The 16529-nt window shown below is 28.1% G+C and carries 22 protein-coding genes; 16 read left to right on the plus strand and 6 right to left on the minus strand.

What is annotated here, in order from left to right; translation table 11 throughout:
* The first annotated feature begins 9 nt into the window (after nt 1-9).
* The 7 genes from LL038_RS05220 (at nt 10) to LL038_RS05250 (ending at nt 6445) form a co-directional block, all read left to right on the plus strand.
* Nucleotides 10-519: a hypothetical protein gene (locus tag LL038_RS05220; protein WP_216121647.1), complete on the plus strand. Its 510-nt coding sequence runs from the start codon at nt 10-12 to the stop codon at nt 517-519.
* A 165-nt stretch (nt 520-684) separates the two neighbouring features.
* Nucleotides 685-1581 carry a nucleotidyltransferase domain-containing protein gene (locus tag LL038_RS05225; RefSeq protein WP_216121646.1) on the plus strand — a complete coding sequence of 299 codons (897 nt, stop codon included), beginning with the start codon at nt 685-687 and terminating at the stop codon, nt 1579-1581.
* 26 nt (nt 1582-1607) lie between these two features.
* Nucleotides 1608-3014 carry a PLP-dependent aminotransferase family protein gene (locus tag LL038_RS05230; protein ID WP_216121644.1) on the plus strand — a complete coding sequence of 469 codons (1407 nt, stop codon included), beginning with the start codon at nt 1608-1610 and terminating at the stop codon, nt 3012-3014.
* A 23-nt stretch (nt 3015-3037) separates the two neighbouring features.
* Nucleotides 3038-3703, plus strand: a complete 666-nt coding sequence (locus LL038_RS05235) for a HEAT repeat domain-containing protein (protein ID WP_216121642.1) — start codon at nt 3038-3040, stop codon at nt 3701-3703.
* A 57-nt stretch (nt 3704-3760) separates the two neighbouring features.
* The gene (locus LL038_RS05240; RefSeq protein ID WP_216121640.1) at nt 3761-4444 is read left to right on the plus strand and encodes a YigZ family protein; all 684 of its coding nucleotides are present in this window, start codon (nt 3761-3763) and stop codon (nt 4442-4444) included.
* A gap of 151 nt (nt 4445-4595) precedes the next feature.
* Nucleotides 4596-5336 (plus strand): YebC/PmpR family DNA-binding transcriptional regulator, encoded by a 741-nt coding sequence (locus tag LL038_RS05245; RefSeq protein WP_216121637.1) that lies wholly within the window; start codon nt 4596-4598, stop codon nt 5334-5336.
* A gap of 146 nt (nt 5337-5482) precedes the next feature.
* Entirely contained in the window at nt 5483-6445 is a 963-nt protein-coding gene (locus LL038_RS05250) for a tyrosine-type recombinase/integrase (RefSeq protein WP_216121635.1), read from the plus strand.
* Nucleotides 6446-6827: 382 nt separating this feature from the next.
* On the opposite strand, the gene LL038_RS05255 is transcribed toward LL038_RS05250, so the two are convergent.
* A complete protein-coding gene (locus LL038_RS05255) occupies nt 6828-7466 on the minus strand; it encodes a DUF4352 domain-containing protein (protein ID WP_253200217.1) in 639 nt (212 codons plus the stop codon).
* A 267-nt stretch (nt 7467-7733) separates the two neighbouring features.
* Between LL038_RS05255 and LL038_RS05260 the strand changes: the two genes are divergently transcribed.
* The 6 genes from LL038_RS05260 to LL038_RS05285 all read left to right on the plus strand — a co-directional run bounded on the left by LL038_RS05260 (nt 7734) and on the right by LL038_RS05285 (nt 11644).
* Nucleotides 7734-8366 carry a hypothetical protein gene (locus LL038_RS05260; protein WP_216121633.1) on the plus strand — a complete coding sequence of 211 codons (633 nt, stop codon included), beginning with the start codon at nt 7734-7736 and terminating at the stop codon, nt 8364-8366.
* A 497-nt stretch (nt 8367-8863) separates the two neighbouring features.
* A complete protein-coding gene (locus tag LL038_RS05265; RefSeq protein ID WP_216121631.1) occupies nt 8864-9292 on the plus strand; it encodes a hypothetical protein in 429 nt (142 codons plus the stop codon).
* 303 nt (nt 9293-9595) lie between these two features.
* Nucleotides 9596-9949 carry a hypothetical protein gene (locus tag LL038_RS05270; RefSeq protein WP_216121629.1) on the plus strand — a complete coding sequence of 118 codons (354 nt, stop codon included), beginning with the start codon at nt 9596-9598 and terminating at the stop codon, nt 9947-9949.
* Nucleotides 9950-10062: 113 nt separating this feature from the next.
* Nucleotides 10063-10635, plus strand: a complete 573-nt coding sequence (locus LL038_RS05275) for a hypothetical protein (protein ID WP_268056002.1) — start codon at nt 10063-10065, stop codon at nt 10633-10635.
* A 32-nt stretch (nt 10636-10667) separates the two neighbouring features.
* Nucleotides 10668-11144, plus strand: a complete 477-nt coding sequence (locus tag LL038_RS05280; RefSeq protein ID WP_216121625.1) for a hypothetical protein — start codon at nt 10668-10670, stop codon at nt 11142-11144.
* 83 nt (nt 11145-11227) lie between these two features.
* Nucleotides 11228-11644, plus strand: coding sequence for a hypothetical protein (locus LL038_RS05285; RefSeq protein WP_216107074.1), 417 nt, complete (start codon nt 11228-11230; stop codon nt 11642-11644).
* Nucleotides 11645-11759: 115 nt separating this feature from the next.
* On the opposite strand, the gene LL038_RS05290 is transcribed toward LL038_RS05285, so the two are convergent.
* The gene (locus LL038_RS05290) at nt 11760-11936 is read right to left on the minus strand and encodes a hypothetical protein (protein ID WP_216121623.1); all 177 of its coding nucleotides are present in this window, start codon (nt 11934-11936) and stop codon (nt 11760-11762) included.
* Nucleotides 11937-12097: 161 nt separating this feature from the next.
* On the opposite strand from LL038_RS05290, the gene LL038_RS05295 reads away from it, so the two are divergent.
* The 3 genes from LL038_RS05295 (at nt 12098) to LL038_RS05305 (ending at nt 13498) form a co-directional block, all read left to right on the plus strand.
* A complete protein-coding gene (locus tag LL038_RS05295; RefSeq protein ID WP_216121621.1) occupies nt 12098-12250 on the plus strand; it encodes a hypothetical protein in 153 nt (50 codons plus the stop codon).
* 248 nt (nt 12251-12498) lie between these two features.
* Nucleotides 12499-12849 (plus strand): hypothetical protein, encoded by a 351-nt coding sequence (locus tag LL038_RS05300; RefSeq protein WP_216121619.1) that lies wholly within the window; start codon nt 12499-12501, stop codon nt 12847-12849.
* Between the two features lie 229 nt (nt 12850-13078).
* Nucleotides 13079-13498: a hypothetical protein gene (locus tag LL038_RS05305; protein ID WP_216121617.1), complete on the plus strand. Its 420-nt coding sequence runs from the start codon at nt 13079-13081 to the stop codon at nt 13496-13498.
* A 71-nt stretch (nt 13499-13569) separates the two neighbouring features.
* On the opposite strand, the gene LL038_RS05310 is transcribed toward LL038_RS05305, so the two are convergent.
* The 4 genes from LL038_RS05310 to LL038_RS05325 all read right to left on the minus strand — a co-directional run bounded on the left by LL038_RS05310 (nt 13570) and on the right by LL038_RS05325 (nt 16344).
* Nucleotides 13570-14052 (minus strand): hypothetical protein, encoded by a 483-nt coding sequence (locus LL038_RS05310; RefSeq protein ID WP_216121615.1) that lies wholly within the window; start codon nt 14050-14052, stop codon nt 13570-13572.
* A gap of 215 nt (nt 14053-14267) precedes the next feature.
* Nucleotides 14268-14882: a sporulation membrane protein YtaF gene (locus tag LL038_RS05315; protein ID WP_216121613.1), complete on the minus strand. Its 615-nt coding sequence runs from the start codon at nt 14880-14882 to the stop codon at nt 14268-14270.
* A gap of 180 nt (nt 14883-15062) precedes the next feature.
* Nucleotides 15063-15509 (minus strand): RrF2 family transcriptional regulator, encoded by a 447-nt coding sequence (locus LL038_RS05320; RefSeq protein ID WP_216121611.1) that lies wholly within the window; start codon nt 15507-15509, stop codon nt 15063-15065.
* 124 nt (nt 15510-15633) lie between these two features.
* A complete protein-coding gene (locus LL038_RS05325) occupies nt 15634-16344 on the minus strand; it encodes a Crp/Fnr family transcriptional regulator (protein ID WP_216121609.1) in 711 nt (236 codons plus the stop codon).
* Between the last annotated feature and the right edge of the window lie 185 nt (nt 16345-16529).

A 16529-nucleotide genomic window follows, 5' to 3' on the forward strand; every position in this document is an offset into this window, starting at 1 on the left:
GGAGTAGATATGGGAGAAAAAAAGTCGAATTCAGATAATGAAGAAGATCAAGATAAAAGATCAATTCAAGATCGTATAAATTATCAACAAATACAACAACAAATTATAAAGGATATGAACAAACAGATTGGGAGCGTAAGTAGTTGGAATTCTACTGATCAGTCATTAGCTACTTCGGCGGATACATCTAATAGTTCTTGCATTAAATTATTGGCAGATAAGGTTGTAGACATAAATATTTTAAAATTTGAATTAGATAAATTACCATTGGATTTCAAAGCAAGAGCTTATTTTGAAAATGATGTAAAACCATTATTAGATACTCTATATACTTTATCGCTTGCATCACTTGATTTTTCAGCTACTGCAGTTAGTTTGACGAATACAAATTTCGGCCGTAGTTCAAAAATCAAGAACGCTCTACAATTAACAGACAGCGTTGATGAAATATCATCAGATGTAATTAAAGTATTAAGATGTAAAGTTGATAATATGCTGAAATTATCAAAATGTGATTGAAAATAATTTTTTATAGAAATGGAGAGAATTGGTTTAATAAATATTAAACTTGTTTCTCTTTATTTTTTAAGTATATGTTTATTTGTAATTGTGAAAAATGTAGTGCTATAATGAAGGATAGAGGAATAACATATAAATTATATTAAAAATTAGTGGGGGAAGAGAATGATAAAAACTATTTTACAATATCAGAAGGCTTTTAATAGTGTGGTTGACAGGATGAAAATTGATAAATCTGTTTTATCAGTAATGGTTTTTGGAAGTATGGTAACAGGTGATTTATGGGAAGAATCAGATATTGATTTTATAGTAATTGTTGATAAAAATTATGATGAAATTAGGAACTTATATTCGCAAGAAGAGGGCATTTCAGTTCATGTTAAACTTATGAGTAAGGAAAAATTTATTCAAGTTTATTCTAATAATTTAAAGGGTGGATATTTGCATAGAATTTTCTCGTCATCAAGGTTAATATTTTCAAAAGATATGGATATAACAGTAAGATATGACGGTGGTAGACTTTTTCCTGATGTTGATAGAGAACGTTGGGGCATTAGTTTTTTAGGAAAATTATTAAAAGAAATGGGAGTTTGTAAAAAGTATTTATGGAGTGATGCTATATATACTTCATACAGTTCTGCAACAAGATGTATAGAAAAGTACTCAAAGCTGTTTGTTAATTCATCTGGATATATGATTAGCAAGGATGTTATGACTATGGCACTTAATTTAAATGAAGAATTTAAACTTTGCGTTGATAAATTGTTTTTTGAAAAATCAAATATAAAAGAGGTAATTCAAGAAACAATGACGTTTTTAGAACAGAGTGTAGACTTAAGTATTAAGGATAATTGTAATTTGCTCTTGAACTATATGAGAGAACAAGATAAGTTTGTAAGTGCAGAAGAAATTATGGCGGATGATTTGTTTAAGGAATTTGATATAGATATGGAAGAAGTTCTTAATAAACTATGGAAAAGAGATATTATTAAAAAAGAAAGTAGAGATTTTAGGATAGATAAGGAAAATATATTGATTAAGCAAAATGTGTATTTCGTTTAATATTTTTGAAATAAGCAGGTGAAAATATGTATAGATATGAAATAAAATTTAGTAACGACATTCCTAAATACCTAGAAATATCAAAGCATATAAAAAAATTAATTGATGAAAATAATATTGATGATGGCGAAAAATTACTCTCAATAAGGAAATTAGCCAAAATACTTAAAGTTAATGAAGTTACAATAGTAAGTGCTTATAAAAAACTTGAAGCTGAGGGCTATGCATATCAAAAGATGGGAAGTGGTACTTATGCTAAAAGAAGAGACACAAACATTAAGTTTAAAAAGGAATACTCTAATACACTAAAAAAAATATCTAGTCAAAATTTAAAAAGTTATGTGGATTTTACTGGAGAAATTACAAGTAGTGAATTTTTCCCTGTGACAGTCTTTAAAGACGTGCTGAATGAGGTATTAGATAGAGATGGTACAGAGGCTTTTGCATATAAGGAATCACTTGGGTATGAGGGACTTAGAAATAGTATAAGTACTTTCTTTTGGAATAATAGGGTAAGTAGTGAAGATATATTGATACTCTCAGGTGCACAACAGGGAATTGATATAGTTTCAAAATCTATAATTAACGTTCATGACAATGTAATTGTAGAAAAGCCAACATATGGTGGTGCACTGACGGTTTTTAAATGGAGAAGAGCTAATATATTTGAAGTTGATATATTAGAAGATGGTGTGGATTTAATCCAATTTGAAGCAATATTAAAAAAGAATAGAATTAAATGCTTTTATGCAATGAGTTATTTCCAAAACCCAACAGGCGCCACTTATAGTTTTGAGAAAAAGGTAAGAATATTAGAACTAGCAGAAATATATGACTTTTATATAGTGGAAGATGATTATTTATCTGAACTAATATATGATAATAAGGAATATAAAAGTTTTAAGAGCTTAGACGTAAATGATAAAGTTATTTATATAAAGAGTTTTTCAAAGATATTTTTACCTGGGATAAGGCTAGGATATATGATATCACCACAAAAATGTAAGGAGTATATTCAGAATTCTAAAATTAATACAGATATATCAACATCTAGTCTTATGCAACGTGCTTTAGATTTATATATAAATAAAGATCTTTGGAAAGAGCACATAAGCCGCCTCAATACGGCCTATAAAGATAAATATAATTTTATGTTAGAATGTATAGAAAAATATTTAGGCGCCAAGGCTAGTTATTATACGCCTGGAGGAGGAATTCATTTTTATTTTAAAATAGCTACTGATCTAAAAATTAATTCAATGGAATTGTTTTATAGATGTATGAATAAGAAGGTTTTAATTACACCAGGAGTACTATTTTATAAAAATGCAAAAGAAGGTAACAATTATTTTAGGTTGAGTTTTTCGGAAATAAAAAAGCCTGAAATAGAAGAAGGAATTAAGATTATCTCAGAGATACTAAGTGAAAAATAACTATAAGGTAAGGAGCGACTTTTTTGAAAAAGGGATTAGTTGAAATTGACTGGTTATCTATTAGTAAATATTCTAATGAGGAAATATCCTATTTCTTGTTTTTAGAGGGAAAAACGATGGAGGCCATATGTAAAATTAGAAATTTGGATAATGCCATTGTACAAAAACACATTATAGATGGTAAAATTAAATATAGATTTTTAGTGCATAGCAATGATACTGATGAACTTTTTAAGAGCATTGCTAAAGCAGGGAAAGAAGATAAAATCTATTTTTTAAATTCGATAAGTGAAGATAATAAAAACCAATTAATTGAATTAATAAGGACCAATTATGTGGAGATGCATCCGAAGGACAAAGAGGTTGCTGTTTGGATCTTAGGCGAATTAAATGAAAAATCTTCTTTAAATATATTAATTAAAGCATCTGTGCATAAATTTATAAATGTGCGGCGAATGGCAGTCTCAGCTATGGGAAAATTAGGTGACTTAAGGGCTGAAGGAGCATTACTTAGAGCACTTGAGGATGAAAATCCACAAGTGATAAGTTATGCAATAAAGTCCCTGGGTAAAATAAAGAGTGAAAAAGCTATTGTAAAAATAAAGTATATATATGAAAACACAGACAAACAATACATAATTAACGCTGCGCAGAGTTTTTTATTGCTGATGGGGCAAATAGAGATATAAAGATAGGGCAAAATTAAATCTGATTTAGAACATTTAATCGTAGGTGGGATAATTGAAATGAGCTATTTTACTATAAAAGATGAATCAATTGCTGAATTTAAAGAAAAAAAATCAATATTTATTGGTCATGGAAAAAGAGTTGAAAATGAAGATGAAGCTAAGGAATTTATTCAAACAATTAAAAATAAGCACAAACAAGCAAGGCACAATGTTTATGCATATATAATTGGTGAAAGAAGAGAAATACAAAGATATAGTGATGATGGAGAACCTCAAGGTACTGGAGGAATTCCAATGCTAGAAGTGTTAAAAAAAAGTGATATAACTGATGTAGTGGTGGTAGTAACTAGATATTTTGGAGGAATTCTTCTAGGAACTGGAGGGCTTGCAAGAGCGTACTCAAAAGGTGCATCCCTAGCTATTAAAGAAGGCGGGGTAGTTGAGAAAGTTAACGGTGTTTCACTTGAAATAATAATTGAATATGATTTATTAGGAAAAGTGCAACATGTCTGTGCTAAAGATAACTTTTATATAGAACATGTAGAGTATACAGACATTGTAAAAATTAAAATACTCTGTCAGTATAGCAATTTGGAAAATCTAAAGTCACAAATAACTGAGGTTAGCTCAGGAAAGGCTTTGTTTGAAGAAGAGAAAGAGAAAATGTATTTTAAGCTAGAACATAGATTATATGATAGTGAAATTATAAATTCAACACTTTTAAATGAGAAAGAGAACTAAAACATACATTTCTTATTTATTTGAAAAGTGCTTTATTTCTATGATATAATATGAAGGTAATGTACTTGTAGCTAATTTATAGAAGTATTGCTATTTATTAGCTCGGTTAGGAATATTCCACATTAAAATAGTTAGTTGGGGGGGATTTCAAATGTCAGGACATTCAAAATGGCATAATATTCAACAAAAAAAAGGTAAAATTGATGTTATAAGAGGTAAAGTTTTTACGAAATTAGGTAAAGAAATAATAATGGCAGCTAAAAATGGTGGATCTAAGTTAGAAATTAACGCTCATCTTAGAGATGTAGTTGCAAAGGCTAAATCTAATAATATGCCGCTCGACACAATAAATAGAGCAATTAAAAAAGGCGCTGGAGAGCTCGAAGGCGTAAACTACGAAGAAATAGTTTATGAAGGATACGGAGCAGAGGGTGTTGCTGTAGTGGTTGTAACGCTGACAGACAAAAAAAATAGAAGTGTTGCGACAGTAAGGCATGCTTTTGATAGACATCATGGAAATATGGGAGCAGCTGGATGTGTAAGCTGGATGTTTGCTAAAAAAGGGCAAATTATAATAGAGAGAACTGAAGTTATGGACGAGGATGAAATCATGATGATAGCTCTTGAAGCTGGGGCCGAAGATTTTAATGCAGATGAAGAGATGTTTGAAATTATAACTACTGCGGAAACATTTGGACAGGTAAGAGAAGTGCTCGAAAAAGCAGGCTTTGAATTTGCTTCAGCTGAGATTACAATGATTCCAGATAATATGGTTCCTGTTAGCATGGAAGGTGCAGCTAAGGTTCAGGATTTAATAGATACACTTGAGGATAACGAAGATGTTCAGGATGTCTATCACAATGCGGAGTATCCAGATGAATTTGAGGGATAGAGAGCTGAGAGGCAACCGCACGATGGTAAACGTTTAAGAAAATCGTTATACGATGGTATACGTATAAGTCAATGCACTGTAATTATGGATGAACCATTGAACACCTTATTATATTGATAAATAATCGATATGAGAGGGTGTTTTTTGTGTTAATAAATGATGCGTTAAAAGAATTTATATTTGATTGTGAGATAAGAAAAATCAGTCCAAGAACTTTAAAGAGTTATAGAAATAATAATCTGCGTTTTTTTAATTATGTAAAACAAGAATTTAACATTATTGAACTAGAAGAGTTTTCTCATTTGCACATTAAGAAATATTTTCGATTTTTAATAGATAAAGGACTTACAGAAACTTATGCAAATGGAATTCTAAAATGTATGAGAGCATTTTTTGTTTACTGCATTAATGAGGAATATGTAATTGTAAATCCATGTTTAAAAGTGTCATGGCAAAGAGTACCTAAGACATTAATAAATACATTTACTGATTTGGAAATAATAAATATGGTAGATGCATTTGACTATTTAAATTACTTAAATGCAAGGAATAAAACTATTATAGCTTTTCTAGTTGACACAGGGGCAAGAAATGCTGAGACTTGTGGTGTATTAAACAATAACATAAAAGACAATTTTGTATTAATTAAAGGGAAAGGTAATAAAGAAAGGCAAGTTGGATTAAGTTCAGAACTAAAAAAAATTATGATGAAATACAATAGAATTAAAGATTACTATTTTAAAGATAAAGTAATTAATCATGAGAATTATTTTCTATCAAACACAGGATTACCACTTACCGTTGAAACTATTGAAGGGGTGGTAAAAACAGCAGGTGAAATAGCAGGTGTAAGAAAAGAAATTAGGTGTTCTCCTCACACAATAAGACACTATTTTGCTCAAAAACAGTTGCGTAATAAGTTAGATATTTACAGCTTATCTCGTATTCTTGGACATGAGAATGTAATGATTACAAAGATATATTTACAATCAATAAAGGACGAGGAAATAGTTAACATGTCTATAAAAACCTCACCATTGACATCAGTGAGGGGAGGGAAAAAGCTAATTAAAGGTAATTACAGTGGTGGAGTATTCCTATATATGTAAAATACAATGCTATATCACACGATAGGACATTGAAGTTACACTTGCTAGGACTTCTATTATGATAGAGATAAGACAAGTATTACAACCAAAGAACTAAAAGGTAATATTTAATTTAATTAATATAGTTTGTTAATTAGAATTAGTTTGAATTTAGTTAAATCTTAATTAAGGTTAACAAAATTTAATTCTAAAATCTTATAGAAAAGATGATCCAAATACTTGTAAATAGGCATTGTTTAATACTATTATAAACAAAAATACCGCACAAGTTGGAAGGCTTGAACGGTATTTTTAAATAGGAGAAACAATTTGTGAACATATCTTAATTATAGAATATCATTTAAATTTTGTTCACTTTAACTATAGTAAAAGTATAAAGGTATTAATTTAATTTAACAACTAATTGACCACTTGATAAGAAACTTGCATTAAATTCTAATTCTAATCCTTTAGTACCTTTTGGAACTTCTACAGCATACACTCCACTCATTTTTCTTCCTGCTCCTACTTTACCATCTAATTGTCCTGCTTTTGAAGCTGTTATTCCCATAATAGAAATATCTTTTGCTCTACCATCTTTGTCAACAACTTTAAACATCATAATTGATGATATACTTTGTTCTGTACTTGATGTATTCTCTACAGTACAATCAATTGCTAAAAATTCATTTCCTTCAGCAGGTTTTGTATATTCATCACCTTCTACTGTATAAACTTTATTTACCTTAACGTTATAATTTTTTAATTTTACATTGTCTCCAACTTTAAAAGAAGTCTGTGCTACGGGTGTTGTAGCTTTAACCTTAGCAGTAGTTTGAGTTGTTGCAGTGTTTGTTGCTATGGTGGGTTTAGTCTCTCCTCCTATATTACTTGCAATCACAATAGCTACTATAACAACAATTCCTACTAATATTTTATGTTGACCAAAGAAATTCCTCTGATCTTTTCCACAGCTTGGACATTTATTAACACCCTTTGCTATTTCCTTGTTACACGCTTTACAATTTACTAACTTACTCATTAATAATCCCCCTAAAATTCTATTATATTACATAAATTGATTCCACTTTTAATATTACTACATTTTTGTTATTTTATCAATTTATGTATTATGATAGGGAGAAATAAATAGTTATAAGATTTAATTTAAAAAAATAAAAATACTGCACTAGGTTATAGCCTAAGCAGTATTTTTTTGCATTCAAACAATTCTAAATAAAGGATATTTAAATTATTAGTTGAAATTACTTAATATAAATAAATTGGTAAACTATTAGGAGGTCTTTTTATGAAAGAAGATATGCTTTATCTAAGAGTGGATATGGAAACTGAGTTAATAAAAACGCTAGAAAAAACTTTCCAGTTTATTAAAGAAGCAGAGGATGATATTTATGCATGGAAATGGATTATAATTAGTTTGCATAATGCAGTGCAAAATTGTATGGTTATTGCTTTAAAAGGGAGTAGTACTTTTGGTGTTTTGAATAAAAAAAGTAGGAAAGAGTGGTTTGATTGGTATAATAAAAACTCTGAATATCCTCAAATGAAAATGGAGTTGTTTTTAGAGCTATTAAAAAAAATAAAATGTGATAATGGCAAGGAGCTAAATGATTATGCTAAAAAAATTAATGGAAATAATCAAATAGACAATTCTATGAAACTACTTAATGAATATAGAAATGAGTTTATACATTTTATTCCTAAAAGTTGGGTGTTAATATTGTCAGGTATACCTCGAATTTGTATTGATGTTTTGACAGTTATTGATTTTTTAGTAACCGAGGCTGGAAAAATTACTTTTTATGATGATACTGATGGTATGAAAAAATCTGAGAAGAGTATTTTTGAAATTAAAACTAAATTAATTGAGTTACAAAGGAAATATAATAATAACATTAATAGTACGATAAATAAGAGTTAGTTCTACTAAATATATTCTTTATCCATTGATTAAAACCTATTGACTACTTTTGGTTAGTGAAATAGGTTTTTTTCACGTTAATATAATTTTTATATTCTAACGAGCTAAGTAAATTCAATGGGTCAACATATACATAAATGAAACTGATTAACAAAACGGAGTCTTTGAACTAACAAAACGTAGTCAATTGAAAATTTTTCATTACTAATTATATCTAACATCATTCGTAGAACTCATTAAGAGTATGATAAGTAAAAAGTGTATATATCCTCAATAAAAAATCAACAAAACCGACATTTACTTATAATAAGATCTAGATTACTGTTGCTTACTTATTCCTATCTGTTCTGATAATGTGCTCTGAGTTTTCAGAGTGAAATTATTTCCATCTGATTTTGCCACTCCACCTTTCTGAGAAGTAAGTGCTATTAATAAATTTAATTACAGTGAGGACTAGAAAGGTTAGAGGCTTTCAGCGGTTTAGGATGGTGTTTTTAATGATAAAAGAATTAAGAGAAAGTCAGGGAGTTTATGCAACACATGTAGTAGAAGGAGAGATAAATTACGTGCTGATTGCAAGTGGTGTTTTAGGAGATAGAATAGTAGGGAATCCAAGTAAATTACGCAGAGGTGTACATCATTATAAGGAATTACAAAAAGTATACGATAGAACAAATATCGTAAAAATGGAAATATTACAAGTGTGTCTTAGTGCAAAGGAAGCGAGAAATTTGGAAAATAATTACAGAGATTTCTATAGAAAACTAGAAGGTGTGGTTGTTTTAAATAAATATCCAGCGGTTTGTTCAAAGGAATATAAAAGAATATTAAATAGAGTAAAAGTTATAGAAATAAAAGCGTTATTAGCAGAAGATAAAATGAAAATAAAGACATTGCGGCGAAATATGGTTGTGATTCTTCATTAATAAGTAAAATTAAGACGGGACTATTATGGTCAAATGTTAACATAGAAAAAAATGAAAGTATTCTAGTACCTTCATTTTCGGATAATAACGCTAGTATATTATCGTAAGCTTTATAATTATTATCGACATCATAACACATAGAAACAAAATTGTAAAATAATACATAAAATAGAGTGTAAACTTTTGATTACAACATATGGTTTAGGGTGACTTACATAATATTATCTTAATTTATATAATTATGGTAAAAAAGAAGGGAATTGTCTCTTAATTGTAGAATGTATGGTTAGGAGATGGTTTAATATGAATTTATTAGAAGTTATTAGTATAAGGAATGAAACTCCAGCAACTAAACTTGGAGAAGATAAATTAAATTATATTATTAAAGTAGAAGAAGATGATAAAAAAATATATTATAGAATATATTTTAATGATGGATATTATGTAAGAGTTGTAGAAAATGAATCACTTCTAGAGCGCATAAAAACATATACATGGTTTAAAGAAAAGAATAATAATACTATTAAAAGTAATAGTGATGAATTTACAACGGAATATCTAAAGAATTTTTTAGAAGAACATAATTTACCTAAATATAAAGTCTTTAAAGGTGAAATAAATGAAAAAGAAATAGATGAATTATTAAAAATCATTTAATAGTTTTGTAATTAAATATATAAGAGTTAAGGGCATCCATTTGGGTGCTTTTTATCTACTTAAAAACTAAAGAAAGGGTTTTTATCACTTCAGGTCGAATATGGTATGTTGAGGTGATAATAATTAAATTTAAAGTGAAAAATATTGAGGAAATTCTAAATGATAAAAATAGTCGTAACGATATAAAAAATAATTATAAAAAAGCCTATGATAGTTATGGGGAATATAAATATGATTCTAAATTCATAAAATATGAAGAAATAAAGTTGAAAAAGATAATAGAAGAAAAACTAATAGATATAAATTATTTTGGAGTGTACATAACAACTATTGCTCTTATATTTACAATATTGGCAACTTGCTTTTTTTCCTTAGAATTAGGGGGATCTTTAAATATATGGATTTCAACATCATATGTAGTTTTAAGTTTGATAATGTTGTTTATATACGAATGGTTTAAAAGCATTAACAAAAGAAAAATATCTAATTCACGTGTTTGTTTAAAAGTACTAGAAGATATTCAGAAAGAAGTGTCTGAAGAACAGATTCAAATAAAAGAGGAAGCAGATAAATCAGAGAAACAGCAAAGAATAGAGCAGTATTTTAATAGAGAAAAATTTATAAATAATTTTGCGACTTTTAGTGAAATAGCTGTTGGATTAAGTAAAGTATTTAAGAAGAAGTAGTTGTAATTAATTTATGAGGGTGGCGTATATTAATGGAGTTAAAAGATATTGATGAAGTTAATGCATATTATGAAAACTTAAATATTAAACCATGTTGGGATTTAGATTCACTAACAATAGAAGAATTAAATATAATTGCAAATACCTTTGAAGGATTGCATAAAATATACCCTGAAGTGGTGATAGAAGAAATTGGAGACTTGTATTCATATGATAAAGTACTTAGAGAAGGTGCAATAATCTCAGGTAAAAAGATATATGAAACACATTCATATGTAAATCACGAATTTTTTATAAATGAGCCCAAAGAGAAACTAGAGGAATATGAAAAACTTATGAAAAAACTTGTCCTTGAGATGGAAAGTGATGAGGTTAAGGTAGATAATGAAAAGTATTGTAAAACGGGATCGTCAGCAACATATACAGAATGGTCACGAAATATAAAAATTAATCATAATAAGTATTTAAGAAGTTGCAAGAATTTTGTGTTATGGAATAATATACTTTAATGCAAGGCATACTAAATTTATAAATAACCGAAATACATTTAAAAAATGTATTAATAAATATAAAAGTAAAGGGTGTGCAAATAATGAATAAATTAGAGAAATTAATTGATGCAGGATTTAAGGTGAAAATCCAATCAAGTTCTAAGTTTTGTTTAACATTAGATGATACAATTCCTTGTGTGAGCTTTAATTCTGATAGCATAGATGAAGCTATTGATTCAGCTTATGATTTTGTAAAAGAACAGAAAAAAGTAGCAGATAAGACTGAAATAGAAAAGCAAAAAACCGATTATAAAATTATAATTGATACATCGAAGTCACAAGAATTAAAGATTGATGAGGAGATGCTTGACGAAGAATTCAAGACGACAAATACTATTAGAGTATATTCGTATGTTTGGGATAAGTTTAAGGATTTTACAGAAAAGCATGAAGATTGTAAAAGCATGGATTTAGTTAGTATGGCACTTTTAGAATATATTGAAAAATATAAAGAATAATTAATATAGAATTTGGTTTAGCTTAGGCTGAAACTTTTTTATTTAAGCAATATAAAAGAATTATTTACATTTTAAAATAGCAGAGTTGCGCTTAAATATCAACTCCGCTTTTATATTAGTTTTCTTTATAGCAATGTTTATTGGAATGTTCTTTTCTACAACAATTATCCTCACTCCAAGGATCACTCCAAGGGTCAGACCATGGTTCAATCCATGGGTCACAACAATCACACCTATCATAATAATCTTTACAACAATCAGTATAAGGTTGTCTATTTTCATACGTCGACATAATATCACTCCTTGACTTTAGTCATTATATAATATGCTCTCTAATTAAAATTGACACTTAAAATTAAAAACTTAGGAATGTATTAACTATTCAATAGTGGATATTTTTTAAGATTTGATGTACAATAATTTAAGGATGTTTGAGTGAATGGAGGATTTAGAATGAAGTTACTTTGCAAGTGTGGAAATGTTGAAGACCTGAAAACAGATAGACCTATTACAGAATTTCAATTTAAGAACTGTAATGATGGAACTGCTGTATTAGTATGTAAAAGATGTAGTGAAGTAGTAATTATTAATTTTAAAAATAGTTAAAGAGCGCTGAGTAATTTCTTAGGGCTCTTTATCTTTGATTTTATTCACAAAAATATTTATAACTGAATATATTATAGTGTAGAGTATACATTATCAAAATTATATATAAACCCATTAATTTAACTAATTTTAGATCTGAATTAAGATATTAATCTTATTTAGGAGAACATATATCAATGTAAAAGTTTATGTTGAAAATATATTGAATAGATATATGTAAAATTTTATATGAAAAGGAGTTTTATTAAATGGGTAAAAATGATAAATGTGATAAATGTTCATGTGATTTATGTAGCGTTATTAATGCAGATCCAGTAGACATGGAAAAACATGGTGCTAGACTATTGACTGTAAGAATACAAGTAAATAATGTATGTTTTGATAAAAAAGTTGCTGTTGCATGTATTATATATGACCAATTCCATAGAATACTTGCATTTAGAGGATTTATTACTACAGTATGTAGAAATGAATGTAGTAGCAATGAATGTGGTACAATTGAACGTAAACTAGTATTTGTGCTTCCAGACGATGATAGAAGCGACCCAGATGAAATAGAAGTACGTACTGCAGCTAATTATATATATCCATGTGAGTGAAAGTATTAGGTAGTTAAGAAATAATGAAGATTAAAATATACCCTATAGAGTAGACAAGGAAAGGTCTATCCTATAGGGTGTACTCATTATGTAGAATATAATTAAATACACATAAATACAGTATCTTTTTTATTTCTTATGAATAGGTTAATATGAGGATATATATTGCAGGTATTTATATACATTTAAAATTAAGTAGAAGTATATTTCATAAGGGGGAGTGAATAAGATGAATTGGAAGGAAGAATTAGTTTTGCAATTTAGAAATATGACTATTGATAAAACTATAATTAGCAAAGCAATGCAAAACTTTGTGGATGTTTTTAATAAAAATTTGGATAAATATAATATAAAAAATATTCGAGCAATAACAGATTTAAATGAATATATAGATATTAAATTTTATAAAAAAGTATGTATAAAATATACCGATAATAACGTTACTTTTATTTTATTTAATAAGGATGGAATAGAGCAAAATATATCTATTAAATTAAGTATTGCAAAAAAAGTGGGTGGGTATTTTCTTCAGTATATTAATACAGAAGAACGTAATCCGAAATTGAAAGCATTTATTGATGAAAATATTATTGATGGAATTTTGCAGGACTTATTTGAACTAAATGAGGAAGTAATAAGCATAAAGTGAAAACAATTAATTAAAAGCACCCAAAGTATGGGTGCTTTTAATTTGCCAATAAAACACATATAATTTTAAATTTATAAAGTACTATTACTTAGAACCGTGCTTATTAAATTTGAATTATTATTAATATTAGTACTATTACCGGTACTGTTTTGTTGTTGCGTTATAGTTTGTATTAATTGAGATAAGTCTTTATTGTTGTTTGTACTTGGAAAGAGACTTTCTGAACTACCGTTACTTCCATCTGTACCAGTACTTGAACTACTGTCTGCATCTTGAGTTGTCATAATTTGCATCATTTGTTGCATGACCATCTGTTGAAGTTGTTGAGCCTTTTGGGATTGTAATGATATACTATCGAGTCCACTAGTTTTATTGCTTATGATAGGAGTACTTGCCCCAACATTATTTGAAGTCTGTTTTTGTGAACTATCCACTAGTTGCTTAAGCAAAGTTTCAAAACCGGTACTAGCATCACTTCCTGAAACCCCTGTAACTGATTGTGTGCCTCCAATACCCATAAGCTGTGATAATTGTGATATTTGATTTACATCCAAAATTATTCCTCCTTTGTTTAACAATAAATGTTTATATTCCTAATTTTACTCTTAATAACAATAATTATCTATGTTTATTATAATTTACTTGAAATAAATCTAAAAGAGAAAGATTACCTAATACAAAATATCTTATATTGTATTAGGTCTGTTTATGGTTTTGGATATTTCAAATAGTATTTACTAATAATCTATATGATATAAATTTAAAAATGTTAATTTATAAATTCAATAATACCAAGTAATATTAGCAATATACCTGAAAATAATGGGGCAAATTTACCTAAAATTTTACCCAAGACATGATTACCTGCAGCTTCACCAAATTTGATTGCAAGAAAACTTAATATAAATGTCGATATGACTGTAAACTGGATACTAACTCCGGTTATACTTGCGGCAATACCTGTTCCTAAATTATTAAAGGTTAATCCAGATGCTATAATGAGTGCTTCTTTATTACTTATATCACCAGAATTATCTAAGTCTGATTTTTCAGCATACTCTATCATATCAGTAATATCTTTTAAGGCAAGTTCCTTTGACTTAGTATTATTAACAAGTTTTATTATGCTTTGGGATACAAAATATAATCCCAAAATAATAATAATAATAGCACCTATTCCATTGGCTGCAGCGCGAGGCAAAAATTCCGATATATAAGCCCCAATTATCATAGATAAAAATGTTGCTGTAGATGTTACAATTGCTATTATGAGATTTGCAATTATCCCTATTTTTACTTTTTTTATTCCGTAAGCAATTCCTATAACTACGTTATCTAGGTTAGAGGATAAGCTAAATGATAATGCAGATAAAATTAATTCCATATATGTTCTCCCTTTTTATCATTTGCATTTCAATATATGAAATGTAAACTTATAAGGTGATTAAACATTTAAATTATGCTTATATTTAAGAATTAATATATACATATAAATTATAAAATGGTCATAAACATAAATAAAGAATAACAACACTTGTATAATACAGGTGCCATTATTCTTTATTTATATTATAAAATCTAAGGTATATTCTGCATTTAGACTTTTATATTTTTCTACTAGGTCCTGTAGAGTTACAGAATCCATAACTTTATTAATTTGTTTATTAACTTCCTGCCATACGATAGTGTCTATACAAACCTTTATGTTATTATCAAGACCTGCAGCTCCATCATCATCACCTGCGATATTTAAGTCACCTTCAAGTATTCTTAAAACCTCACCTACTGTGATTTTTGATGCTTCAGTTGAAAGGGTATAACCACCTTGGGATCCTCTCGCACTTTTCACTAGTTTAGCTTTTCTAAGTATTGAAAAAACTTGTTCTAAATAATTTTCAGAAATTGCTTGTCTTTCAGCGATAATTTTTAATGGTATATAGTCACCAAATGAATGCACAGCTATATCTACCATTGCTCTTAAACCGTATCTTCCTTTAGTAGAAATATTCATGGTAAGTTAATTCTCCTTATCAATTACAAAATATAAATATATCATAATATAATCTATTTACTAAAATAAATAATACTATATTAAAAAGCATAAGTCAACTAGAGTAGCAAAGGAATATTATTATTTATTCCACATAGGATTTTAACATATCTAACGACTTTATGACTAATAGCTTATTACCTTTATGAACTAAAATTCCTAAATCTTCAAATTTACTAAGCTTTCTGCTTATTGTTTCTCTTGTTACCCCTACATAACTTGCCATCTCCTCTCGATTAATAGGTAACTTAACCTGAAGACCCTGGGCGGTAGAAACACCATATTTTTCAGCAAATACTAATATCATATAAGCAATTCTAATTTCAGCATCATTTGTAGCAAGATTCTGAGCAAGATTTTCAGTCTGACTTAAACGTTTTGTAATTACTTGAAGCAATTTCAAAGAAATTTCAGGATTATTTATAAGAATTCCATCCATGTTTTGCTTAGTAAGTGTACATATTTTTAGTGGGGATATAGCGTAAACGTTAAAATTATAAGTCTCGTTATCATTAAAAAGACTTAGTTCACCAAAAAAGTCACCACTGGTTAGAATGTGAACAATTTGTTCCTTACCATCTTTAGTGAGTTTTGAAATCTTTACTCCGCCTTCATTAATTATAAATAAAGTATCAGATTTCGTTCCTTCGCGACATAGGATATCTCCTTTTTCATAAGAATTATGTCCCGTCATATCTACAATTTTTTTTATCTGCTCATCTGAAAGCGAAGAAAATATGGGAACTTTTTTCGCGCATAGAGTGTTATTACAACTAGTACAGTTACACTGACTCATAGATTAATCACCTACCAAATATTATTTATATTTCAATTACTTAGTTCATAATAGCATTTTTGACTTAAATTGGTCAATTAGTTATTGAACATAATTTATATATTTCAATTTAGCGAAAAAATATAAATAGGTAGCTGATTTGATTTTTTGTATATATAGAATAAAAAAATAAATAAGCCTATAAA

Source organism: Clostridium estertheticum (assembly GCF_026650985.1).
GTDB classification, from domain to species: Bacteria; Bacillota; Clostridia; order Clostridiales; family Clostridiaceae; genus Clostridium_AD; species Clostridium_AD estertheticum_C.